Genomic DNA, 24,067 nt, shown 5'->3' on the forward strand with positions numbered 1-24,067 from the left:
TTGTCATTATGGATAATAGCAATGTTGCTAATAAAAAATACGCATGCCCAGCCATGCTTCCATTGCCGAGTCCAATCAAGGAGTTGTCATGTCCAATCGCCTTCCCCGCAGCTGTCTGTCGCTGTGCCTGGCCGCCATGCCGTTCGCCTGCGGTGCCGCCCTCGCCGCGGAAACCACGGTGAATATGAATCTCGACCTGAACCTGAAGTCCGTGCCCAAACTCGAGCTGCGCCTGCTGCAGGAGCCGCCGAAACTGAAGGCCCGCGCCAGGCCCGCCAACCGCGCGGCAAGCAAGCGCGATGAGTACGAGAAAGCGTACGACCTGTACATCCGCTACGCCAACGGCAGCATCTATAACCCGACCACGGCCAAGCATGACAAGGTGCGCCTGCGCTCCTACCAGCAGACGAGCGGCCTGGCGCTCGATGGACGCGACGAGAATGCGGCCACCTTCATGGCGCCCACCGTCGTGATGGCGCCGGGGCAAACCGTGCGCTTCAGGTTGTACAACCAGTTGCCGGCGCTGCCGGCCGAGCAGTGCGCGACGGACGATATCAATGCGCCGCGTCCGCCTGGCTGCTTCAACGACACCAATCTGCACTCGCATGGCCTGTGGGTCTCGCCTTCGGGCAATAGCGACAATGTGCTGATATCGATCAAGCCTGAGGTGGATTTCGAGTATGAATACAATATTCCCATCGACCATCCGGCCGGCACGTTCTGGTATCACCCGCACCAGCATGGCGCGACGGCGATGCAGGTCGCCAGCGGCATGGCCGGTGCGCTGGTGGTCGAAGGCGACCGCTATCCGACCGACAAGGCAAATGGCGACCTCGACGTCGTGCTGAAGCAATTCCAGCCCGACGATGGCAGCGGCAGCGCTGGCGAAGTTATGCTGCTGCAGCAAATTCCCTATGACTGCCCCAGCAACAGCCTGACGCCGCTGAAGCCGTGCGACAAGGAGGCGGTGGGCATGCTCGAGGATTTCAAGCAGGTCAAGGATCCCGATGCCTGGCTGATGTCGGGCCGCTATACCTCCGTCAACGGCAAGGTGCAGCCGGTGATGAAGATGGACACGCAGCGCCTGTACCGCTGGCGCCTGATCGATACGGGCTTCCAGGCTTCCGTGGTGCTGCGCATCCGGCGTGCCAACGATCCGCAAAAGCTGTTGCAGGCGCTCGGCGTGGCCAACCAGGACAAGGACATGATGGAATTGTGCGATGGCGAGGATGTCACGCAATTCGAAGTGGCCAGCGACGGCCTGACGCACGACAGGATCATTCCCAAGACCCTCAATTACCTGCAGCCGGGCTACCGCAGCGACATCCTGTTTTCGCTGCCGAAGGCCGGCGCATATTGCGTGTATGCGGAAACCAACCTCAATAACATGACGACGATGCATGACGTCAACAACACGCGCCTGATCAGCGTGATCACGGCCAAGACCAGCGCCAAGGCTGCCGCGCGCGCCAGGGCGGGCGAGTCGCCGCGCGATTTCCTGCTGGCCGAGTTGCGCAATGCCGTCAAGCGCCTGCCCGTTGCGCAGTTGCCCGATAGCGTCAAGGGCACCATCCTCGGCGATCTGGAGAATGGTCTCAAGCTTGCCAAGTTCGTCCCGCATGCGGGCTTCAGCGCAGAAGCAAAGGACGCGATGCGCGGCAAGAAGAAGGAGTATGCGACCTTCAATATTGCCAAGTTGGACGGCAAGACCCGCTTCATGGTGGAAGGCAAGCCGGAAGACTCGCCGGTACCCGAGCTGAAGAATGTCTATGATCCGCACCGCGTCGACCACACGCTGGTGCTGGGCACCGAGCAGATCTGGGAGCTGGCGTCGAAGAATGGCAGCCACCCCTTCCATATCCACGTCAACCCCTTCCAGATCATCGGCATCACCCGTACCGACGGCGGCGCGATCGATGCGCAATACAAGGATCTGCTCGGTACGTGGAAAGACACCTTGCTGGTGATCCCCAATCACAAGATCGAGATCGCCACGCGTTACCAGCGCTACATCGGCGAGTACGTGCTGCATTGCCACATCCTCGAGCATGAAGACCAGGGCATGATGCAGAACGTCAAGGTGGTTCTGCCGGATGGCAAGGGCGGCGGCGACATGGGCGGGCACGGACACTGACCGTTCCTGACGGGAGCGCGCCCGGCGCGCTTCCGCCCCTCCCAACCTGCTTCTGGAGCAACTGCCCATGTTACGCATGAAAACTTCACTCCTTCCCCTCCTGGCCGGCCTGCTCTGCGCAGGCGTCTGCACCGGGGCGCAAGCGCAGGCGGCTGTATCTTGCCGCCCGGAACTGCTGGCCCAGGCGGAGCCGGGTGGCGCGCGCGTCGTGCGCTACCGCAAGAATATCGATGAACTGACCCCGGCCGAGCTTGATGCCTTCAAGCATGCGGTGAGCGAAATGAAACGCAAGAGCCAGGAAAACGTGTACGACCGGCGCGGCTTCCTGTGGCAGGCGTGGGTGCATAACTGCACTTCCGTCGACGTCTTCAATGACCGCCAGGCGGCCTTGCCAGGCGACAGGCTGAAGCAGTTGCTGGGCGATCCCACGCGCAACAGCTGCGACATTGCCTATTTTCTCGACAAGGTGGCGACCGAGGACAATGCCCACGAGGAATTCCCCGGCGAGTGCGAACACCAGAAAAACACCTTCCTGCAATGGCACCGGGCGCAACTGTATTTCTATGAGCAAGCCTTGCAGGCGGCCGACCCGAACGGCGAGCGGGGACCCAGCACGCGCAATGTCGCGCTGCCGTACTGGAACTTCACCCGCAAGCCTTCCGGCGTGCGCTACCCGAAAGCCTTCGAGGACGTCGATTCGCCGCTGTACGACGCCACGCGCAAGAGGGAGGGGCTCGACAGCTCGCTGGCCACGGCTTCGCCCAACTTGCTGGCCTACCAGATCTACTACATGGATTGGGCCGATTTCGGCGGCGACGAATACGGCAGCCTGGGCGGCGGCAACCTGGAAACAAAAATCCATAATCACATGCACGCCACTTATATGGGCGGCAACATGGGCGATAACGTCACGGCCGGCCTCGATCCGCTGTTTTATGCCTTCCATAACTTCCTCGACTACAGTTTCGAGAAGTGGCTTGACGAGCATGGCGATGCCGGCATACGCGGCAGCGGGCGCACGGCGTTCATGCGCAGCGAGCAGGACGCCAGCCTGCCCCGGCCCGTCGGCTGGAGCGCAGGCAGCGGCGATGCCCAGCGCGGTGATTCGGGCGACTACACGGCCAACATGGGCCAGGCGAACCTGTACTTCGACACGATCCGGCAGGGCTATGGCTTCCAGCCGCGCTATGGCGGCGAGTTTGCCCGCAAGAAGGATATCCAGGCCCTGATCGACCGGCACCAGCAGGCGGGTTTCGTGTTTGGAGACAACCAGAAAAGCCTGTTCGCCGCCTTGCTCAGCGACGATGCGGCCGATGGCGCGGTTGCCAGGCCAGACCTGACCGTCACGGGGGCCTACAAGATCCCGGCGCGGCGGGTCGCCAGCGACAAGCGGGCCAACATGGTGCTGGACCGCGCCCATGCGGACGAAGACTACAGTTTTCAGGCCGATATCTACCTGTATCCGGCCAACGTGGCCGCGCGCATCGGCGACAAGTCGTTCCGCGACCGCTACCTGGTGACCAGCACCAGCCACTGGGCCTTGTCCGGCCATCACCAGCATGACAAGTATGTCATTGAAACGGATATCACCGGCATCGTCGACAGCCTGGTTCCCAAAAAGCGCAGGCAGGCCTGGCGCATCACGGCGGCCATCACCACCAATGACAAGGGCCGCGGCCTGATACGGCAAGGCGATTTTTCCACGCCCGTGATCCAGCTTGTCGACCGGCGCAAACCTGCCGAACCCACGTATGAGGAGAGCAAGCCATGAGCGAACAAACCAGCTTCAAGCGCGATGTGCAGGGCCTGTTTTCCCGCTATGTGGCCGACATGAACAAGGTCAAGCTGTCGAACCCGGATTCGACGGGCGTGCAGCGGCTGTATCTGAACGACTATGCGAGCGTGAAGGCGTTTGCGTGGCAGATCCAGGTGGCCATCCACGGTTACGACTATGACAGCCGCAAGGAAAAATGGCTGGTGGAGGCAGGCCACCGCCTGCGCGCGCCGGGAGGGCGGGAAGGCGAGTATGTCAAGTCCGCACCGCACCCGATGCCGCCCGACGGCCCGATGCCGCAGGAAGGCATCGATATCTTCGACCAGTGGGTCAGGGACGGCATGCAGCCGTGATGCGTTGGCCAACCGGCACAGACACCCTTGATGATCAGGAGTTCAGCATGGCATACACAGGTTTGAGAATTCACCCGGCCATCGGCATTGCCCGCGTCGGCAACAGCGAAGAATACTATCTGGGCCCGGAAAGCCAGGCCGGCATGCCGCTCGATGGCCAGGATGGCACGGGAGGCTTGCCGATCCGGCCCGGCACGGAAGACACGGCAATCGCCAGCACCGAATTGCGCGACGCCAGCGGAAAGCTCAAGCGGCAGGCGGCCCGCTTCCGCATTTACCAGTATGCGTTCGACGCGGCGGACGGCGTGGAAGCCTATCCGCTGGGCCGGCGGGGCGCGGCGGCCGAAGTGGCCATCGGCAGCATGGTCGACGGCAAGATCGTCAAGGACATCGTCTGGACCGTGCACCTGGCCAACAAGAAAGCCAATAGCTGGGAGGGCGGGGACGGCGTGGCGCCCTTCCAAAACAATGGCGCACCAGCCCTGCGCAATCCGGCCTTTGGCGAGCCGGGCTCGCCGCATTTCGGCACGCCGGCCGACCCGCTGCGGCTGAAGCTGCTGGTCATCGACCCCGGACCGCGCAGCGTGCAAGCTTCGCGCCAGTCGGTGCAGCAGTTCGACGCCGCCACGCCGCCGTCGTGCGCGGAGGCGGCCAGCGGCGCCGTGCGCAGCCTGCCCGACTACCCCGTGTCGTTCCCGCGCGGCGGGCAGCCTGGCGCGCCGGCGCAGGGTCCTGGCGCCATCATCGCGTCGCTGGGCGCCATCACGACGGAAAAGAATGGCCGATTGCTGGTGCTGGGCGGCTATGGCAAGGCATGCGGCTTCGACGCGCAAGGCAATTACTCGGCCGCCGCCGTCCTGCACGACAATGTCAACAACGACAACTGGTTCGATGACGTGGCCGATGGCCCCGTCACGGCCATGCTGCTCTTCGCCGACGGCACGGCGCGCAGCGTCGAGGGCAGCGCCTGGGTGATATCGAGCGACCCGTCGTATGCGCCGCAAACGGCGAACGTCGTGTCGCTGTGGGACGACCTGTATTGCACCTGGCTGGAAAAAATGGCGCTGCGGCCCGCCGTGTATGCGGATGGCAGCTACCAGACGGGCTACCGGAGCAACTTCAGCACCGATGTCCAGCCCATCCTGCGCGCGGCCTCGCTGCAGCGCTGGACGACCAGCTTGCCGCCCAGGGCGATCAAGGAGCACGACTTGCTGGGCAAGATGAAGGCGGCAGGCCTGACCTACCCGATCATGAATTTCATCCGCCATCCCGACCAGACGGGCGCGCCGTCGCTGAAGCCGCAAATGCCGCTGTCGCTGGGCGATGCGGGCAGCAGCCTGCTGACCCTGACCCGTGCCCAGTATTTTTTCATGGATCAATGGGCGCATGGCCAGTATGTGGCCGACAGCGGCGATTTCCTGCTGGGCGCGGGCGAAGCGCTCGACCGTACCGTCCTGTTCAACTGCCTGGGCGGCCGCTACAGCCCCGGCATCGAGATGGGTTTTATCGTGCGCGACCCCGGCCTGTACCGGCAGGCGTGGCGGCGCCATGATGGCGGTGGCCCGTTCCGCATCAATGCACAGCATCTCGATTACCCGGCCGCCGTCAGGGACCAGCCTTTCCTCGGCGCCGGCTATATGCCGCTGCGCGGCGGCGATGTGCAGCCCGGCGACGTGTCGAAGTTCATGGCCTTGCCGTGGCATACCGATTACAACTCGTGCGCCACGCATCTGCCGGATCCGAATCCCGGCGGCACGGTGCGCAATAACCAGCAGGCGATCGATGCGGCCACGGCGATCAAGGGCAATGGCTACAATACCTTGCTGTATTCCTCCTGGCCGGCGCAGCGGCCCGTGGCCGTGTACACGTACGACGACGTCGTCGCCAACGGCGACGAATTGGCGACGCCGCGCTACTCCGTGCGCGGCAAGGGCACGCGGGCCGATGGGGTGCCGTCGACCACCCCGGAGAATGCGGAAATCGACCGGCCCGCCATGCATGTGGGCCGTTACCAGGACCGCGCGCAGTTCCTGCTGAACTGGCACCGCATCGGCGTGGTCGTGCAAAGCACGGCGATTGCGCGCAAGGCGGGCGAGAAGGCCATTTGCAAGGATTACTACCTGGAAGTCGAGAGCCTGTTTGACAGCGATGAAAGCAACCTGGTCGAGTATTGGCGCAACACGGCCATCGACAAGGTGTACCGGCCGAAGCCGCAGCCGAAACCGAAGCCCTGATGGCGGCGTTTGCAGACACTCCCGGCGCGGTAGCGCCATCGCGGCAGCACTACCGGGTCGCCATCATCGGCGGCGGCCCGGCCGGCTGCGCCTGCGCGCTGGCGCTGGCGCAGCATGGCGTGCACGACGTGCTCGTGATCGAGGCGGGCGACTACGCGCAATTTCGCATCGGCGAGAGCATTCCGCCCGAGGCCAACCGCCTGTTTCAGGCGCTGGGTATTGCGCAGGAATTTTTCGCCGAAGCGCATGCGCCTTGCCATGGCAGCTGTTCCTGGTGGGGCAGCGACAAGCGCGGCTACAACGACGCGCTGCTGCATCCGCTGGGCCACGGCTGGCACTTGGAGCGCTCCCGCTTCAATGGCTTCCTGGCGCGCCAGGCGCACCTGCGCGGGGCGGAAGTGCTGCTGCGCGCCAGCCTGGCCGCGTCGGCCCCGGCGCAAGGCGGCGGCTTTGCCCTGGAATTGATGCTGGGCGATCCGGCGCACCCGCGCCCGGCTACCATCCATGCCGATCTGGTGGTCGACGCCAGCGGCACGCGCGCCGTCTTCGCGCGTCAGCGCGGCAGCCGCAAGGTGGAAACGCTGCCGCTGGTCTGCCTGGCCATGCGCTTCGCGGCGCCCGATGGTCCCCGTTCCGGCTTGACGCACCTGGAAGCCGTCGAACATGGCTGGTGGTATGCCGCCCACCTGCCCGACGCCACCTTGCTGCTGGCGTTCTACAGCGATGCGGCCACCGTCAAGGCGCGGCGCCTGCAGCTTGCCGGACACTGGCTGGCATGGCTGGCGGCCGCGCCCAACACGGCCGCGCTGGCCCGCGGCGCGGTGCCGCTGGCAGGCGGCGTGCAGAGTTTTCCCGCGCCGTCCTACTGCCTCGACCAACTGCATGGCGACGGCTGGCTGGCCATCGGCGACGCCGCTTCGGCCTACGATCCTGTCACCTCGCAAGGCATCGTCAAGGCGCTGGCCAACGGCATGGCGGCCGCTGGCGCCATCGCCGGCCACGCCACCCTGGGCGCGGTGGCGCACACGGTAGCGCAGCGCCATGCGCAGTACCTGGCGCAGCGCCAGCAGTATTACGGCTGGGAGCAGCGTTGGCCCGCTGCGCCGTTCTGGCGCCGCTTGCATGCCGGCGCGCAGGTGGCGGCCTGAACAACCGTCATGGCGCGCGGGCCGCTGCAGTGGAAAACGTTTCCAGACAGGTTTCGCCAGTGACAGGATCGACGATGGCATACATGCCTGGAAAGGGATGGGTGACGGCGGCGATGGCTGTCATGCTTTGGCGCCGATTCCCTGTATCCGGCAGAATGCCGCCAGGTCGGCCGGATAGAAGGGCGCGTCCCGATAGTGCTTGTCGTCGATACCGAGCACGCAGGTGATGGCGGCCGCTTCCCACGACCAGTAGCCCCAGAACGACGTATCGCGCCGGTGGCTGTCGTAATAGGGCTCGCGGCGGCTGGCGTCATACCATTGCCGCAGGTACTCCTGCATCAGCGCGGGACGCGCATCTTTTTCTGCCGCGAATATCTTGAGTGTGTTGATGTAGGGCCGGTGGCGCGTGCATGCGGGCCAGGCGCTATCCCTGCCGGCGACGAAGCAGGCCAGCAGCCGTTCCAGCAAGCCATCCTTTTCATGGTTGTTGAAATCGATGACCGGCGCCAGCTTGGGCAGCAAACTGCCCCAGCCAAGCAGAATGCCGAGGCAGACCATGCGGTTGACTTGTTCATACGCGTCGCCGGGCAGGGCGAAGTGGGGAAATCCCTGTTCGGCCTCGCTGGCCTGAGCGTCAAATATCATGTCATACCGGGCAAAGGCCAGCCAGTAGCCGAGTATCGTGGGATACGACGCGCGCAACTCGTCGAGCGGGTGGCCGGCGCTGTAGGCGAGGGCGAGCTGGTCGATCCCATCCCAGGCCCGCTGGCGCGTAGCCGTCATGAAGTTTTCTGGTGGAATATTTCGCAGCACTTCTTCCGGTTGTTGCAAGCCGGCTTCCACCATGTCGTAGCCCTCGTCCTGGCTTTCCTTGCTTTCAAGATAGATGGCATATGACAGCCGCGGTTCCCTGCGCCTGGCCAGAAAATCCTGTTCGTCCAGCGTTTGCATTCTTGTTCCTTGTTCCAGGCCGGGCATCCGCATCTGGAGCGCATCCGGATACAAATGGTATGGTGACGGTACGGTAGCTCAATGATTTGTTTGCAAGATTACACCTTAGAAAAAGTGATCGAACAAGCGTGATTCAATTGAATCGTGTACCAGAAAGAAATATACAAAATAGCTACTATGAGCGACAAGATGGCGCGCCCTGGATATTTGTCGGCTGCCATCGTCTTCCACATGAACCGGAGCAAGCATGAGTATGATGAAATGCGCGATGCAATGCGCGGCCGCCGCGGCCCTGTGTTCCACCCTGTCGCCCGCCATGGCGGCATCCACGCCGGCCGCACCGCCGTTTCTTGACGTGCTCGTCTATCAGTACGCCAATTGCGTCAAACCTTCCTACCATCAGGCTGACCTGCTGGTGCAGAACGGGACGGGGCGTTACCAGATCGACGTCAGGGGCGAGTCGTACACGGTCGAACTGCAGCAACGCATGGGTTTTTCGCTGCAGGCGGGCATTGACGGTCCCGTGGCGGCTGTCGTCAAGCTGGACCGGCCTCCAGAGGGGCAGTTCGAGGAGCAGGCGCGCTGGCGCGAACGCTGGCTGCGCGATGTGGCCGAGCGCAGCGGCGTGGCGCTGGACGAGCGGACGCTTGCAGGCGGCGCGCGCCTGCTGACCGTCAACAAGGGCGAGATCAAGGGCAACTACGTGGGGCAGTCCCTGCTGATCGATCCGGCACGCTTGTTGTTCATCGATATGGCGTGGCCGAACACGCTGGGAATCTATCGTGGCCCTGACGGCCTGCGGCAGGTGCGGCAGGTGCAGGACGACGTATGGCAGCGCCTGCTGTCTTGTCCACCAGCTGCGTGACGCTGGCGGCCACCCGATACCCCTACTGCGCGCACGCGCATAGACAAATAATAATGATTCTCATTTATAATGCGGCTCAATGGGGTGGCGATGGGCCGGCGCCATGGCGCCATGCATGGTGAGGGAGGGCATGATGGGCAGTATGTACGGCAATGAGGATTTGATCGCGCATGAGCATCGCGTGCTGATGGGCGAGTATGGGAGGGCGCAGGCCCGCTGCAGTGCGCAGCTGGCCGCGCAGGCAGCGCGCATCGCGCAGCTGGAATCGGAATTGATGCGCGCGCGGGCGCAGGTGGTGATCCGCGATACGAAGCTGGCGCTGGCGCGCGACGAACTGGCGGACCTGGCGGCCAGCGTGCCTGGCTTGCCGACGCGCGCCAGGCTGGCGCGCAAGGTCGAGTGGCTCAGTGAGCGCGTGCAGGACCTGATGCGCGAATTGCTGCGCCTGCAGTGGGTGCCGTCGCCCGCCTTGCAGGCCGACGTGCGCGAAAAGGCCGTGCTATATGTGGGCCACTATTCAAGTCTGGAGCCGGGCAAGGATGCGGGTGGCGCCAACGCGGCGCAACTAGCCATCGAGCAGGCCGGCGGGCGCTTCCTGCATCACGCGGGCGGCGACGATGGCGCCGACGATGCGGCGGCGCTGGAAGCGGGCCTGGTGGCGGCCGACCTGGTGATTTGCCAGACGGGCTGCGTCAGCCACGACGCCTACTGGCGCGTGCATGACCACTGCAAGCGCACGGGCAAGCAGTGCGTGCTGGTCGACCAGCCGCAAGCCATGCATTTCGTGCGCAAGGAAGCGCTGGCCGCTTCTTAACGCCCGCTTAATCCGCATGGGCCACAATGGCCTCCCCCGACGTTCCTGAAAGCGCCCATGCTGTCCCTGCAAATCGGTCCCCTGGCCCTGCCCACGGGCCTCGTCCTGCTGATCGTTTTCCTGTGCGTCGCCTACGGCGTGGCGGGCTGGCTGCGGCGCTATCGCCAGTTGCCGGATGCCGGTCCCCTCGTTTCCGACATGCTGATTGCAGGCTTGCTGGCGGCGCGGCTGGCATTCGTCTTGCGCTGGCATGAGCAGTATTTCAGCTCCCCCTCGGCGGCGCCCTGGTCCATCATCAATATCCGCGATGGCGGTTTCATGGCGCCGGCCGGCATCGCGGCTGCCCTGGCCATCGCCGCGTGGCGCTGCCGGCGTCCCGCCATGGCGGCCATGCGCCGTCCCCTGGCCATCAGCGTCGCGTCCGGCGCGCTGGCCTGGGGCGTGCTGAGTGCAGGGCTCTCGCTGGCCTACGACAAGCCGGTAGCCTTGCCGGCCGTGGCGCTGCGGGCTATCGGTGGCGCGCCGGTGACCCTGGCGGCGCTGGCCGGCGGCAAGCCCATGGTGGTCAACCTGTGGGCCAGCTGGTGTCCGCCATGCCGGCGCGAGATGCCCGTGCTGGCTGCCGCGCAGCAGGCGCGCGCCGATATCGTCTTCGTGTATGCGAACCAGCGCGAGGATGCGGCGGCGGCCAGCGCTTTCCTGGATAGGAGCGGCGTAACCCTGCGCAATGTGGTGCTCGACAGCGAGGCGGCGCTGGGCAAGGCGGCCGGCTCCTCGGCCCTGCCCACCACCCTGTTTTATGATGCGCAGGGGCGACTGGTCGATACGCACCTGGGCGAATTATCCGATGCCTCGCTGGCCAGCAAGCTGCAGAAGATCGCCCCCGCGCCCTGACGCGGACACGCCTTGTTGACGGAGCCGCCATCGTTCGCGCGATGCGCGGCTTTTTTGCGCCTGGCCGTGGCCGTAGTGGTTTCTGATAGTATACCCCCCTATAGTATTTATCGAGGTGAAATCATGGGACACACGGCGCACAACAAGACCAAGTTGCTTAATCGCGTCAAGCGCATCCGCGGCCAGGTGGAGGGCCTGGAGCGGGGCCTGGAAGAGGGGCGCGACTGCGGCGAAGTGCTGCAGCTGATCGCCGCCGTGCGCGGCGCCGTGAACGGCCTGATGGCCGAAGTGATCGAAGAGCACTTGCGTGAGCATGTGGCCAGTCCCGACATCTCCGGCGACGAACGGGCCAGGGGCGCCGACGACATCGCGGGCATCCTGCGCACCTACCTCAAATAAGGAGAATGCCATGAAAGCGCAATCCCTCGGCGAAGACCTCTCCGCCTGGCAGCACGAACACGTTTTTGACAGCAGCAATGGCAGGGCCGAACGCCGCGCGCGCATCGTCATGTGGATCACCCTGGCCACCATGGCGCTGGAAATCCTCGCCGGCTGGTGGTACAACTCCATGGCCCTGCTGGCCGATGGCTGGCATATGAGTTCCCACGCGCTGGCCATCGGCCTGGCCGCATTTGCGTATGCGGCCGCGCGCCGCTATGCGCGCGACCCGCGCTTTGCCTTCGGCACGTGGAAGATCGAGGTGCTGGCCGGCTACACCAGCGCCATCCTGCTGCTGGGCGTGGCCGTGCTGATGGTGGCCGCTTCCGTCGAACGCCTGTTCTCGCCGCAGCCCATCCACTATCCGCAGGCGATGGCCGTGGCGGCTTTCGGCCTGGTGGTCAACCTCGTGTGCGCGCTGATCCTCGGCGGGCACCATGACCATGACCATCACCATGGTCACGGCCACGACGAGCATGACCATCACGGTCACCACCATGGCGAAGACCTGAACATGAAGGCCGCCTACATCCACGTGCTGGCCGATGCCGCCACGTCCGTGCTGGCCATCCTTGCGCTGGGCGGCGCGTGGGCTTACGGCTGGCGCTGGCTCGATCCCGTGATGGGCATCGCGGGCGCCGTGCTGGTGGCGCTGTGGGCGAAAAAACTGATGCAGGAGACGGGCAAGGTCTTGCTGGACCGCGAAATGGACCATCCGGTGGTGGATGAAATCCGCGAGGCGGTGGAAGTGGAAAGCGCCGGCGACACGCCGCGCATCGTCGACCTGCATGTGTGGCGGGTGGGCAAGCAGCTGTATTCGTGCGCCTTGTCCGTCGTCAGCCGCGATCCCGCGCTGACAGGCGCCGAGCTGCGCGCGCGCATCGGCATCCACGAGGAAATTGTCCACAGCACCATCGAGATTATTCGCCGTCCTTGACAATGATGGCGAAAAAAGCGCGCTGATGCGGGGCGTAGGCACTATACTGTCGGCTTTTACAGCACGCGCTGTTCACCAGACAGAGAATAAAATGAGCACATTACCACCATGCCCGCAATGCAAGTCCGAATTCACGTACGAAGATGGCGGCCAGTTGATCTGCCCTGAATGCGCGCATGAATGGTCGGCCACGGCTGGCGAAGCGGCGGAAGAGGGCGCTCGCGTGTACCGCGATGCGGCCGGCAATATCCTGCAGGACGGCGACACGGTCAGCGTCATCAAGGACTTGAAACTGAAGGGCGGCGGCGGTGTCGTCAAGATGGGCACCAAGGTCAAGAACATCCGCCTGGTCGACAGCGACCACGATATCGACTGCAAGATCGACGGCTTCGGTTCCATGAGCCTGAAAACCGAGTTCGTGAAAAAAGTCTAAGCTCCTCCTTGCCATCCGCGGCGCGCCTCGCATTCCTGCCGGCGCGCCGTTTTTTATTTCAGACGCCATGCAAATCGACCATCTCCGCCAGCGCCTGCGCGCCCTGGGCGCCAAACCCCTGCATGAACAGCGCGTGCTGCGCGACTGGATACAGGGCCAGCCGCACGACCAGGGCCGGCGCCGCGCCGAGGATTTTTTGCCGCTGCCCGTGCGCGAGGCCTTGCCTGCGCTCGATCTCGAGCTGCAGGGCATGCTGAAATTGCTCAGCACCCATCCGGGCGCCGACGGTTCGGCGCGCCTGCTGGTGGGACTGCACGATGGCCAGACGGTGGAAAGCGTGCTGCTGCCGCGCGATGGCTTGTGCGTGTCCAGCCAGGTCGGTTGCGCCGTCGGCTGCCAGTTCTGCATGACGGGCCGCGATGGTTTGATCCGGCAAGTGAGCAGCGGAGAAATTGTCGCGCAGGTGGTGCTGGCGCGCACCCTGCGCCCCGTGAAAAAAGTCGTCTTCATGGGCATGGGCGAGCCGGCGCATAACCTGAACAATGTGATGGAAGCGATCGAGCTGCTGGGCACCGAGGGCAATATCGGCCACAAGAACCTCGTGTTTTCCACCGTGGGCGACCCGCGCGCCTTCGAGCGCCTGCCGCAAGGGCGCGTCAAGCCGGCGCTGGCCCTGTCTCTGCACACCAGCAAGCCGGAGCTGCGCGAACAGTTGCTGCCGCGCGCGCCCAGGCTCACCCCGCAGGAACTGGTGGACTTCGGCGAGTCGTATGCGCGCCTGACCGGCTATCCGGTGCAGTACCAGTGGACCCTGATGGAAGGGGTCAACGATGGCCAGGACGAGATGGATGGCATCGTCGCGCTCTTGCAGGGGAAATATGCGGTGCTGAACATGATCCCGTATAACACCATCGACGACTTGCCGTTCAAGCGCCCCAGCTGGGAAAAAGCGCGCGCCATTGCCGCCGGCCTGCACGCGCGCGGCGTGCTGACCAAATTGCGCGATTCTGCAGGACAGGACGTGGAGGGCGGCTGCGGACAGTTAAGGGCGCGTGAAGCGAAGGGCAAGGTCATTCCCATCCGCGCCAGCGTGACGGCGTAGGTCGGATTAGCGGAGCGTAATCCGACATTCGCACATACGCCAACAATGGTGTCGGATTACGCGGTGCCCGCTAATCCGACCTACTCGGCTCACACCCCATCCAGCAAATCGTTTTCATTCAATATCGCAAACGCGATCTCGGGATGTGCGGCCAGGCAGCGGCGCACGGCGGCCGGGATGGCGGCGCGCGTCTTGCGGCACAGGCCGGGCCGCTCCAGCAGGCGGATCTGGAAGCCGCGCACGGTGCGCACTTCGCCGCTGCCCGGCGCAATCTGCAAGTCCACGCCCAGGTTGCTCTTCAAGCGCTCTTGCAGTTTCTTTAGCTGCGTATAGCTGTCGATCTGCTCGATATGCGCCAGCAGGCGCTTTTCTTCCGTCAGGTTCAGGCGCAGGATGGCAAGGTCCGCCTGCGCATCGTCGAGCAGGCGCTCGCGTTCGCAATCGCACAACTGCGGCGGGCACTCCTTGCGGACTTCAAAGTCGACGATACGCATGCTGGTGTTCCAGTGACGTTCCAATGGCGATTCCGGATAAAGCAAGTATCGTCCGCCGCCTGGCGCATGTCAATCAGCGCGGGCTGACGATCAGGCGTCAGAGGAGCGGCCCCTGCCCGCTGCTGCGCTGGTGGTGGTGTTGCGGCGGCATGGCGTGGCCTTCCGTCGAGACGAGGTGGGTGCGCCCCATTCGGCACACAATCGTGCGCGGCCTTGACCGCGTGTCTTGGCGCGTGTGCCGCCCTGTGTTGTAATGTTGATCATCCGGACTGAACACGCAAGGCCATGAGAACCCGCATCAAGATCTGCTGCATCGCTTCCATCGACGAAGCGCAACTGGCCATTGCCGCCGGTGCCGACGCGCTGGGCCTGGTGGCGGCCATGCCATCCGGCCCCGGCCCGATTCCCGACGCGCGCATCGCGCAGATCGCCGCCTGGACGCCGCCGCCCGTGGCCACGTTCCTGCTGACGTCCGAGACGACGGCGCAAGCCATCGCCGAACACGTGCGCGCCACGCAGCCGTCCACCGTGCAGATCGTCGGCCATATCGACCCCGGCGAAGTGGCGCAGCTGGCGCGCTTGCTGCCGCACGTGCGGCGCGTGCAGGTGATCCACGTGGAGGGGCCGCAGGCTTTGGCGCTGATCCCCGCCTATGCGCCCCATGTGCATGCGTTTTTGCTCGATTCGGGCCGCCCCGGCGCGCAGGTCCCGGAACTGGGCGGCACGGGCCGCACGCATGACTGGTCCGTCAGTGCGCGCTTCGTGCGCGCCAGCCCCCGTCCCGTCTTCCTGGCCGGCGGGCTGGACGCCACCAACGTAGCCGACGCGCTGCGCCAGGTACGCCCCTACGGCATCGACCTGTGCTCGCGCGTACGCACGGACGGCAAGCTCGATGTCATGAAACTGGCCTTGCTGATGTCGGCCGTGCGCGACGCGGATGCGGCGCTGTATGCGGAGGGTTAATCCGCCGCTGCCAGCGCATTCATCTCGCGCACGAACGCCTCTGTAAACGCGGCCACCATGCCGCTGGCGGCGCGCGGCGAGATCAGGCCGACGACGGAATGCGATTCCTCGTCCGGTAGCGCAATAAAACGCACGCCGGGCGGCGCCACCAGGCGCATGCTGTCAGGGACGATGGCGATGCCCATATTGGCTTCGATCAGGTTCAGCTGCGATGTCTTGCGCGACAGGGCGCGCGCCGCCTTGGGGAAAAAGCCCTGCGCCAGGCACAGGCCCGCCACCAGGTAGCTCAGGCCTCCGCGGTCCTTGTGCGGGATCGAGACGAAGGCTTCGTCGCGCAATGCCGCGATGGTCGTGCGCTCCAGCGCGGCCAGGGGCGACGTCGCTGACACGGCCACCACCAGCTTTTCTGTAAACAGCTCGCGCACGACGATGTTGGCATGCTTGCGCAGGGTGGGCAGGCGCACCAGGCCCAGGTCGGCGCGGCCTTCCTCGATGTCGGCGGCCTGGTTTTCCGACGACCCTTTTGATACATCGAGCGAAACGCCGGGAAATTGCGCCAGCAGGCGGTTCAGCACCGCGCCGATGGCGGGCGTGAGGGTGACGGAGCTCGAATGCAGCAGGCGGACGATGCCTTGCGCCCCTTGTCCCACGTGGCGCGTCTGGCGCACGGTTTCGTCGATGTCTTCGAGGATGCGCTTGGCCCGCTCATAAAAGACCTGTCCCGCGGGCGTCAGTTCGATATGGCGCGCGTCGCGCGTGAGCAGCAGGGCCTGTACTTCACCTTCCAGCTCCTTGATTTGCCGGCTCAGGGCCGACTGCGCGATGTACAGCTTTTCCGCCGCGCGCGAGTAGCTGCCCGCATCGACGACTTCGACAAAATAGCGGAACTGTCTGATGGAAATCAATCGTATGCCTTTTCGAGATCGGAGACTGCCTGATTTGATATTAGCCTGGCCCCGGTGTTCGCGTTACAGTGGGCTGGTCTGCTGTCACTGCAAAGGAAAGACCATGCTGGAATTGATCGGGGTGCTGGGATTGCTCGTCAGTATTATCGTAAAACTGATTTTCGTCCAGATCGGCGGAGCTGGCAAAGGGAAGGAAGATTAATATGCCAGGGTCGCCACATGCGGCGCCGGCAACGCAAAGGCGTGCAAGCGGCAAGCCGGTGCTACCCCGTTCCACTCCGTCAGTGGCAAGCCCGCACGCTTGAGCGCCGCCTCGCGCGCCGTCCACGCCTGCGCCAGGGTCAACGGGCGCTGATCGGTGGGGCAGGCGCTCAGTTCACCAGCCACCTGCGGCCCCAGATAGTCGCGCGCCAGCTCAAACCAGTCGGGAATCTCCTGCACCCGCATCACGTCGATGCCGACAGGGCCATGCAGGCCGATGGCGGCCAGCGAGATTCCCTCGTCATGGCTGAACGACAGGCTGGCCGTGCTTCCGGCCAGCAGCAAGCGGGGAGGGGTGCCCGGCGTCGATGCCACCGAAATCGCCCCGATACTGACATCCAGCCAGCGGGCCGCCGCCTCGCGCACGGCGGCGCGGATGCGCCACCGGGCTTCGGCGCGCGGCAGCAAGGCGGCGATGCCGATCACCAGCACGCCGTCTCTTGAGAAGAGCACCTTATCATCCATCAGCTGCGCAGCGGCGCCGCCGGGCAGCCGGCCCAGTTGCTGTCGGCGGGGATGTGTTCCCCCTTCATCACCAGGGTCAAGGGGCCCAGGCGCGCGTTGTCGCCCACCTTGGCGCTGTACAGCACGGAGCTGCGCGGGCCCATGTAGACGCGCTGGCCGATCTCCACATGGTCGATCTTCATCACGCGGTCTTCGAACAAATGCGTTTGCGGGCAGGTCAGCGCGTTCAATTCGCTGTAATCGCCGATGTGCACGCAGTCGAATTCCGTGATGTCGGTCGTATCCATGTAGACGCCGCGGCCGATCTTGCAGCCGAACAGGCGGAAGGCCAGCGGCAGCCACGGCGTGCCGCGCAGGTAGCGCATGAAGTTGGGTACGGCGATGCCTTCGTACAGGTTGGTCACGCCTTCCGAAATCCACACGAACGGCGTCCACATGGGCGCCGCATGCTTGCGGTAGCGTCCCAGTAGCAGCCACTTGAACAGCACGACCACCAGAAAATTGCCGATGCCGTAGGCCAGGCCGGCGATGGCCAGGTCACCCACCACCTCGCCCCAGCGTCCCGCACCCGCGATCGGCATCACGTCCAACACCAGGGTGTAGCCGACGGCGATCACCACCGCGTGCGGCGCGACGATGCGGAACGCTTCGATCAGGCTGCGGCCCAGGCGGCGCAACAGCGATGGCTTGAAGGTCAGGTGCTCGGCAAAGCCGCTGACCTGCTCGCGCGCGGGCAAATGCATGGGCGGGGAGCCCAGCCACGTGTCGCCGCTGTGCATCTGCTCATTGCGCGGCGCATGCGTGTGCACGCCGATCAGCACGTGTTCGGGCAGCACGGTGCCATCCGGGATGTAGCTGCCATTGCCGACGAAGCTGCGGTGCGAGATGACGGTGGGGCGCATGGTCATCCAGCCGCCGTCGATCTGCTCGTCGCCCAACATGACGGCGTCGGCGATGAAGGTGTCGTCGCCCAGGGTCAGCATGTCGGGCACCACGCCCAGCGCCGTGGAAATCTCGGCGCCCTTGCCCACCTTGGCGCCCAGCAGGCGGTACCAGTATGGCGCGTACACGGTGGCGTAGATGCCGTGCAGGACGTTCAGGCTCGATTCCTGGATATGGCTGACCAGCCACTTGGCGCAATAGATATTGCTATGCACGGGCGAGCTGCCCGGCTTCAAGCGGGGCAGCGCACCCCAGCGGATGGCGGCCGACAGCAAGGCCGTGAGCACGATCAGCACGGCGCTGGCGGGGAAGGCCAGCAGGAAGTAGCGGGCTAGCTGGGTCGTCACGTCGCGGCCCTGCAGCCACGGCATCATTTCACGCTCGTCGAACCAGTCGATCAGCACGAAGCTGGGGAAGACGGGCATGAAGAACAGCACGGCGATCAAGACCATGCCGAAGCAGAAGAACACGGTTTCGCCCGTCAGGCGCAGGCGCGAGACGGAGGGGCGCGGCGGCTGGCTGGCCGGGTCGTAGGGGCCGATATCGCGCGCGGGCGAGCCAGTCCAGACCCTGCCGGCCGGCACCGAGGCGCCATCGGCCAGCGCCGATTGTCCCTCCAGGTGGCCGAACGCACCCACTGTGGTATTGCCTTCCAAAATTGCGTAAGAGCTGATGCAGGCGTCGTCGCCGATGCGGATCTGGCCCAGCAACAGGCGGCCCCGCTCGACCCTGGCGTTTTCAAAGTTGACGGCGTTGCCCACGCTGACGTTGTCGCCGATGGCTAGCAGGTCGGGCGCGCGCAGGGTCATCGAACCGATGACCACTTCCTTGCCCACCTTCGCGCCGAGCGCGCGCAGCCACCAGCTATTCAGGGACGAGCCGCTTAGCAGGTAGGCGGGCGCCGATTCGACCAGGCGGTCGGCCAGCCACCAGCGGTAATACGTGACGCCCCACAGCGGATAGCTGCCCGGTTTCAAACGCCCGGCGATCAGCCACTTGCCGGCAATCGCAATGGCAAATTCGGCCAGGGTCGCCAACAGGAACACGCCGATCGAGGCGGCGATGGCGCCCGGCACGGTATCTCCCGTGTCGCCCGTGAAGAAGTGGTAGGTGAAGAAGGGCGCCATCCACTGCGCCATGCGCAGGGTGACGAGGCCAGGCACGGCTGCCGCCTGCGCGGCGCCGCAGATCCAGCGCTTCAGGGTGGACGGCGGCGTCCATTCCGCCTCCGGCGTGGCCAGCGCGGGCGCCTCGCTCAAGACGGCGGCGATCTTGCCGATCTGCCGGTTCTGGTAAATGTCGCGCACCGTCATTTGGGCGTAGGCCGGATCCGCGCGCAGGGCGGATGCGAGGCGCGCGGCCAGGAAGGAATGGCCACCGAGGTCGCTGAAAAAATCCAGCTGGCGCAAGATCGCCTGGCCGGGAAACAGCTTGGCCAGCGCCGCGAACAGGGCCGCTTCGGCCGGCGTTTCCGGCACGTCCGATTCGCCCGCCTCGCCTGGGGGCGGCGCGGCCAATGGCATGGCCTTCAAGGCCTTCCTGTCGATTTTTCCCGAGGTCAGGCGCGGCATCAGCGGCAGCAATTCAAAACGGCCCGGCACCATGTAGGGCGGCAAATGCAGGTTCAGGGCGGCGCGCAGGGTCTTTGCCGCCAGGGCGTCCTCGGGTGCCTCGTCGCTGCCGACGATGTAGGCCACCAGCTGGTCGATGCCGTCATCCTTGCGCAGCAACACGGCCACCGTGCCCACGCCCGCCTGCTGCGCCAGCACGGCTTCGATCTCGCCCAGCTCCACGCGGAAGCCGCGAATTTTCACCTGGTCGTCGGCACGGCCCAGGCACAGCACCTGGCCGTCCGCATCGATGCGAGCCAGGTCGCCCGTGCGGTACAGGCGCGCGTCATCCTCGCTGGCCGCCCATGGATTGGGCAAGAATTTTTCCAGCGTCAGGTCGGGCCGGCCCAGGTAGCCCTCGGCCAGGCCGGGGCCGATGATGCACAGCTCCCCTGTCTCGCCGCGCGGCAGCAGGGCCAGGGGACGGTTTTCTCCCGGCTCGGCCACCTGCAGCACCAGCAAGCCGTAGTTGGGCAGCGGCGTGCCGATGGTCACCGGTTCGCCGGGCCGCAACCGCGCCAGGCTGCACGAGACGGTCGCCTCCGTGGGGCCATAGGTGTTGAACATGGCGCGGCCCGGGCGCGACCAACGCTCGACCAGGGACTCCGGGCACATCTCGCCGCCCAGGTTGATCAGGCGCAGGCTCGGCACTTCCTCGGCGAACAGGGCCAGCAAGGTCGGCACGGCGTGCAGCACGGTGACCTTGTTTTCGGCCAGCGCGCGCGGCAAGGCTTCCGGGTCGCCCGAGATATCCTTGGGGCCCAGCCACAGGGTGGCGCCCACCAGGTAGGCGATCCAGATTTCCTCGAACGACATGTCGAAGGCGACGGAAAAGCCCTGGTAGACGGTGTCGTCTTGCGTCACTTCCAGCACGGCGTTTTCGCTGCGCAGGAAGTGGCAGATGCTGCGTTGATTGATCAGGATGCCCTTCGGTTTGCCCGTGGAGCCGGAGGTGTAGATCACGTAGGCCGGGTGTTCGGGCAGCACGGCGCCGCGCGCGGGCAGCACTTCTCCCGGCGCGGCGGGGGCCAGCAGGCTTTCCGCCGTCCACACGGGACGCTGGACGCCGGCGTCCAGCAGGCGTGGCGCGAACTGCTGGCAGCTGACGACGCCGGCACCGCTGGCATCATCGAGGCACACTTGCAGGCGCTCGACGGGCGTGTCTTCATCGACGGGCAGCCAGGCGGCGCCCGCCTTGGCGATGGCCGCCTGCATCAGCAGCAGATGGGCGCCGCGCGGCAGCCACAGGCCCACGATGTCGCCCGGCTTGACGCCGGCCGCCACCAGGCGCGACGCGGCCAGTCCCGCCTGCGCGTCGAGCTCCGCATACGTGATGCGGCGTTCGCCGTCGATCAGGGCGGTCTGTTGCGGGCAGCGGCGTGCCGTCGCTTCCAGCAGGTCGGCCAGTACTTCCTCGCGCAGCAGATCCGGTCGCGGCGGGCCGTACAGGATGTCGGCGTGGGTGGAAGGAGTGCCTGGGCTGACTGCGGTGAAATCGTTCATGGATGACGCTTATCTGTAATGCGGAGTGAAGAATCTGATGGGCTGCGCATGGCGCGCGGCACAGTTGATACATTACAGCACGCAAGACATTTCAGCGTTGCAGAACGGGGAATTTTGTAGAGCTTTCTGCAATTATGTGGCGGCAGGATCAACCGCCATGATTACGGAATGTAAATCGCGGAAACATGGCGCCGATTTGCGCCAAGGTAGGCGCCGCCGGATAGCCGTGCAGGGGGCGGCCGGACAGCGCCGCGTCCGCGCAGCCTTCGGCGCGGAATTGCTGCAGCACGTAGTTGTCGACGCCTTTCGCGGCCAGGGTGGTGGCCAGGGACAGCAACTGCTCGTCCGGCAGCAGATCCGGGTGGGTGGTGGTGCGGCATTCGTAGGCGACGCCGCTGGCGAGGATGGTGTCTAGGCAGGCGCGCGCCGGGTCGCCGCTGCCGGCCACGCGGGTCACATGACGATAGTCGGCAAACGGCGCCTTGATGTCGAAGCCGACCCAGTCGACCAGGGGCAGCACTTCCTGCAGGCGCTGCGGATAGATGCAGGCCGTGTGCAGGCCGATGCCGAACCCCAGTTCCCTGACGTCTTGCATGGCCCGCCCCAGCGCCGGGTCCATGCACGCTTCGCCACCGCTGAAGACGACGGCGTCGACCAGGCCTATGCGGCGGCGCAGCCAGGTCAACACGTCGTGCCAGGGCATGGCGCCTTCCGGCGTGCGGGCTTGCAAGTGCGGATTGTGGCAATAGCCGCAACGCCAGGGGCAGCCCTGCACGAACACCACGGCCGCCAGCTTGCCAGGGTAGTCGGTGGCGGAAAAGGGCGTCAGGCCGCCCACTTTCAAATCAGCCGCCATGGCAGGCGGACAGGCCAACCCGGGCGCTCGCTTCCGTAAAGTACTGGCGCTCGTGGAATTCGCCCTGCTTGCCGATGTTGAACGAGGCGACGGGGCGGTGATAGCCCATCACGCGGGTCCAGATTTCGCAGCGCTGGCGTTCGGTGTCGAGCAGGGTGATGGCGGGAGTGAAGTCGGGACGTGCGTTCATGGCGTTTCCTTGAGTGGGTGAGCGAGATCGGACTGCTTGCGCGCGATCAGTTCCGCGTCGCAGGTGGGACAGAATTCATGTTTGCCGGCCAGGTAGCCGTGGCGCGGGCAGATGGAAAACGTGGGCGTGACCGTGATGTAGGGCAGCGAGAAGCGGCTCAGGGCGCGTTTCACCAGCTCGCGGCAGGCATTCGCGTCCGACAGCGCTTCCGTCATGTACAGGTGCAGCACCGTGCCGCCCGTGTACTTGCGCTGCAGCGCGTCCTGCAATTCCAGCGCCTCGAACGGGTCGTCCGTGTGGCCGACGGGCAGCTGCGACGAATTCGTGTAGTACGGGTTGTCGACCGTGCCCGCCTGCAGGATGGCGGGATAGCGCTTGCGGTCTTCGCGGGCGAAGCGGTAGGTCGTGCCTTCGGCCGGCGTCGCTTCCAGGTTGTACATATGGCCCGTCTCTTCCTGGAATTGCACCATGCGGGCGCGCACGTGGTCGAGCAGGCGCACGGCCAGCGCATGGCCCTCGGGACTCGTGATGTCATGGGCGTCGCCGCTGAAATTGCGGATCATTTCGTTGATGCCGTTCACGCCCAGGGTGGAGAAGTGGTTGCGCAGGGTGCCAAGGTAGCGCTTCGTGTACGGGAACAGGCCTTGCTGCATCAGTTCCTCGATGATGCGGCGCTTGATTTCCAGGCTCGTCTTGCCCAGTTCCAGCAGGCGGTCCAGGTCCGCCATCAGGGCTGGCTCGTCGCCGCGCCATCGGTAGCCCAGGCGCGCGCAGTTGATCGTCACCACGCCCAGGGAACCCGTCTGCTCGGCGGAACCGAACAGGCCGTTGCCCCGTTTCAGCAGTTCGCGCAAGTCCAGCTGCAGGCGGCAGCACATGGAGCGGATCATGTTCGGCTTGAGTTCCGAATTGATGAAGTTCTGGAAGTAGGGCAGGCCGTAGCGGGCCGTCATCTCGAACAGGCGTTCGGCGTTTTCGCTATGCCAGTCGAAATCCTCGGTGATGTTATAGGTGGGGATGGGGAAGGTGAAGACTCTGCCCTTGGCATCGCCCGCCATCATGATCTCGATGTAGGCGCGGTTGATCATGTCCATCTCCACCTGCAGCTCGCCATAGCTGAAGTCCATCTCCTGGCCGGCGATGACGGGAATTTGCTCGCGCAGGTCGTCCGGGCAGACCCAGTCGAAGGTGAGGTTGGTAAACGGCGTCTGCGTGCCCCAGCGCGATGGCACGTTGAGGTTGAAGATCAGCTCCTGCATGTACTGGCGCACGTCTTCGTAGCGCAGGCTGTCCTTGCGGATGTAGGGTGCCATGTAGGTGTCGAAGGAGCTGAACGCCTGCGCGCCGGCCCACTCGTTTTGCAGGGTGCCGAGAAAATTGACGATCTGGCCGATGGCGCTCGACATGTGCTTGGGCGGACCGGATTCGATCTTGCCCGGCACGCCATTCAAGCCTTCGTGCAGCAGGGTGCGCAGCGACCAGCCGGCGCAATAGCCGGCCAGCATGTCGAGGTCGTGGATGTGCAGCGCCGCTTCGCGGTGCGCCGCGCCCACTTCCGGCGGATAGACCTGGTCCAGCCAGTAGTTGGCGATCACCTTGCCCGACACGTTGAGTATCAGGCCGCCCAGCGAGTAGCCCTGGTTGGCGTTGGCGTTGACGCGCCAGTCGCGCCGCTCCAGGTATTCATTGATGGACGCGGCGACATCGACCTGGCCGCGTGTGGGGGAAACTGCATTTGTCGTCATGAAACCTCCAATAAACACAACATGCGGTGTTTTTATGGAGATTAATCACTAAATAT

Annotated in this window: 21 protein-coding genes; 13 read left to right on the plus strand and 8 right to left on the minus strand. The window is 65.0% G+C overall.

The genetic code is table 11. The features are described from left to right. Positions 1-88: 88 nt before the first annotated feature. The 5 genes from CSQ92_RS02470 to CSQ92_RS02490 all read left to right on the plus strand — a co-directional run bounded on the left by CSQ92_RS02470 (position 89) and on the right by CSQ92_RS02490 (position 7,643). Positions 89-2,134, plus strand: a complete 2,046-nt coding sequence (locus CSQ92_RS02470) for a multicopper oxidase family protein (RefSeq protein ID WP_180276914.1) — start codon at positions 89-91, stop codon at positions 2,132-2,134. 76 nt (positions 2,135-2,210) lie between these two features. After that, on the plus strand, positions 2,211-3,905 hold the full coding sequence (locus CSQ92_RS02475) for a tyrosinase family protein (protein ID WP_161789580.1): 1,695 nt from the start codon (positions 2,211-2,213) through the stop codon (positions 3,903-3,905). Further along, positions 3,902-4,261, plus strand: a complete 360-nt coding sequence (locus CSQ92_RS02480; RefSeq protein ID WP_034784052.1) for a hypothetical protein — start codon at positions 3,902-3,904, stop codon at positions 4,259-4,261. Before CSQ92_RS02475 ends, CSQ92_RS02480 begins: the two co-directional genes overlap by 4 nt. Before the next feature lie 47 nt (positions 4,262-4,308). Then, positions 4,309-6,495, plus strand: a complete 2,187-nt coding sequence (locus tag CSQ92_RS02485; protein ID WP_099393128.1) for a LodA/GoxA family CTQ-dependent oxidase — start codon at positions 4,309-4,311, stop codon at positions 6,493-6,495. Beyond that, complete coding sequence (locus CSQ92_RS02490; RefSeq protein WP_143450264.1) at positions 6,495-7,643, plus strand: FAD-dependent oxidoreductase; 1,149 nt, start codon at positions 6,495-6,497, stop codon at positions 7,641-7,643. Before CSQ92_RS02485 ends, CSQ92_RS02490 begins: the two co-directional genes overlap by 1 nt. 120 nt (positions 7,644-7,763) lie before the next feature. Here CSQ92_RS02490 and CSQ92_RS02495 read toward each other — a convergent pair whose 3' ends face one another. Then, positions 7,764-8,594: a PoNe immunity protein domain-containing protein gene (locus tag CSQ92_RS02495; RefSeq protein WP_180276915.1), complete on the minus strand. Its 831-nt coding sequence runs from the start codon at positions 8,592-8,594 to the stop codon at positions 7,764-7,766. Positions 8,595-8,841: 247 nt separating this feature from the next. Here CSQ92_RS02495 and CSQ92_RS02500 point away from each other — a divergent pair, with 247 nt between their 5' ends. The 7 genes from CSQ92_RS02500 to CSQ92_RS02530 all read left to right on the plus strand — a co-directional run bounded on the left by CSQ92_RS02500 (position 8,842) and on the right by CSQ92_RS02530 (position 14,077). After that, positions 8,842-9,459: a hypothetical protein gene (locus tag CSQ92_RS02500; protein ID WP_143450266.1), complete on the plus strand. Its 618-nt coding sequence runs from the start codon at positions 8,842-8,844 to the stop codon at positions 9,457-9,459. 274 nt (positions 9,460-9,733) lie between these two features. Next, positions 9,734-10,273, plus strand: a complete 540-nt coding sequence (locus CSQ92_RS02505) for a DUF2325 domain-containing protein (RefSeq protein ID WP_180277017.1) — start codon at positions 9,734-9,736, stop codon at positions 10,271-10,273. A 57-nt stretch (positions 10,274-10,330) separates the two neighbouring features. Continuing rightward, positions 10,331-11,167: a TlpA disulfide reductase family protein gene (locus CSQ92_RS02510; protein ID WP_099393132.1), complete on the plus strand. Its 837-nt coding sequence runs from the start codon at positions 10,331-10,333 to the stop codon at positions 11,165-11,167. A gap of 123 nt (positions 11,168-11,290) precedes the next feature. Further along, the gene (locus CSQ92_RS02515) at positions 11,291-11,566 is read left to right on the plus strand and encodes a metal/formaldehyde-sensitive transcriptional repressor (RefSeq protein ID WP_034784058.1); all 276 of its coding nucleotides are present in this window, start codon (positions 11,291-11,293) and stop codon (positions 11,564-11,566) included. Positions 11,567-11,576: 10 nt separating this feature from the next. Next, entirely contained in the window at positions 11,577-12,542 is a 966-nt protein-coding gene (dmeF, locus tag CSQ92_RS02520) for a CDF family Co(II)/Ni(II) efflux transporter DmeF (RefSeq protein ID WP_070259236.1), read from the plus strand. 91 nt (positions 12,543-12,633) lie between these two features. Continuing rightward, the gene (locus tag CSQ92_RS02525; protein ID WP_099393133.1) at positions 12,634-12,975 is read left to right on the plus strand and encodes a zinc ribbon domain-containing protein YjdM; all 342 of its coding nucleotides are present in this window, start codon (positions 12,634-12,636) and stop codon (positions 12,973-12,975) included. Positions 12,976-13,042: 67 nt separating this feature from the next. Further along, complete coding sequence (locus CSQ92_RS02530) at positions 13,043-14,077, plus strand: RNA methyltransferase (protein ID WP_099393134.1); 1,035 nt, start codon at positions 13,043-13,045, stop codon at positions 14,075-14,077. A gap of 89 nt (positions 14,078-14,166) precedes the next feature. Here the strand turns inward: CSQ92_RS02530 and CSQ92_RS02535 are convergent, their stop codons facing one another. Continuing rightward, entirely contained in the window at positions 14,167-14,571 is a 405-nt protein-coding gene (locus tag CSQ92_RS02535; RefSeq protein ID WP_099393135.1) for a hypothetical protein, read from the minus strand. Positions 14,572-14,856: 285 nt separating this feature from the next. Here CSQ92_RS02535 and CSQ92_RS02540 point away from each other — a divergent pair, with 285 nt between their 5' ends. Further along, positions 14,857-15,534, plus strand: a complete 678-nt coding sequence (locus CSQ92_RS02540) for a phosphoribosylanthranilate isomerase (protein ID WP_099393136.1) — start codon at positions 14,857-14,859, stop codon at positions 15,532-15,534. On the opposite strand, the gene CSQ92_RS02545 is transcribed toward CSQ92_RS02540, so the two are convergent. From CSQ92_RS02545 to CSQ92_RS02570, 6 genes are all read right to left on the minus strand, one after another. Further along, complete coding sequence (locus CSQ92_RS02545) at positions 15,531-16,439, minus strand: LysR family transcriptional regulator (protein ID WP_034784063.1); 909 nt, start codon at positions 16,437-16,439, stop codon at positions 15,531-15,533. The genes CSQ92_RS02540 and CSQ92_RS02545 overlap by 4 nt on opposite strands. Positions 16,440-16,637: 198 nt before the next feature. Further along, complete coding sequence (locus CSQ92_RS02550; protein WP_180276916.1) at positions 16,638-17,153, minus strand: 4'-phosphopantetheinyl transferase family protein; 516 nt, start codon at positions 17,151-17,153, stop codon at positions 16,638-16,640. 11 nt (positions 17,154-17,164) lie between these two features. Continuing rightward, the gene (locus CSQ92_RS02555) at positions 17,165-21,220 is read right to left on the minus strand and encodes a Pls/PosA family non-ribosomal peptide synthetase (protein WP_099393138.1); all 4,056 of its coding nucleotides are present in this window, start codon (positions 21,218-21,220) and stop codon (positions 17,165-17,167) included. 148 nt (positions 21,221-21,368) lie between these two features. Continuing rightward, a complete protein-coding gene (locus tag CSQ92_RS02560; RefSeq protein ID WP_099393139.1) occupies positions 21,369-22,076 on the minus strand; it encodes an anaerobic ribonucleoside-triphosphate reductase activating protein in 708 nt (235 codons plus the stop codon). Next, positions 22,066-22,266, minus strand: a complete 201-nt coding sequence (nrdD, locus tag CSQ92_RS02565; protein ID WP_070259224.1) for an anaerobic ribonucleoside-triphosphate reductase — start codon at positions 22,264-22,266, stop codon at positions 22,066-22,068. The genes CSQ92_RS02560 and nrdD overlap by 11 nt, the downstream gene beginning before the upstream one ends. After that, the gene (locus CSQ92_RS02570; RefSeq protein WP_099393140.1) at positions 22,263-24,011 is read right to left on the minus strand and encodes a ribonucleoside triphosphate reductase; all 1,749 of its coding nucleotides are present in this window, start codon (positions 24,009-24,011) and stop codon (positions 22,263-22,265) included. Before CSQ92_RS02570 ends, nrdD begins: the two co-directional genes overlap by 4 nt. Positions 24,012-24,067 lie beyond the last annotated feature (56 nt).

Origin of the sequence: Janthinobacterium sp. BJB446 (assembly GCF_002735655.1) — a bacterium.
Classification (GTDB): domain Bacteria; phylum Pseudomonadota; class Gammaproteobacteria; order Burkholderiales; family Burkholderiaceae_D; genus Janthinobacterium; species Janthinobacterium lividum.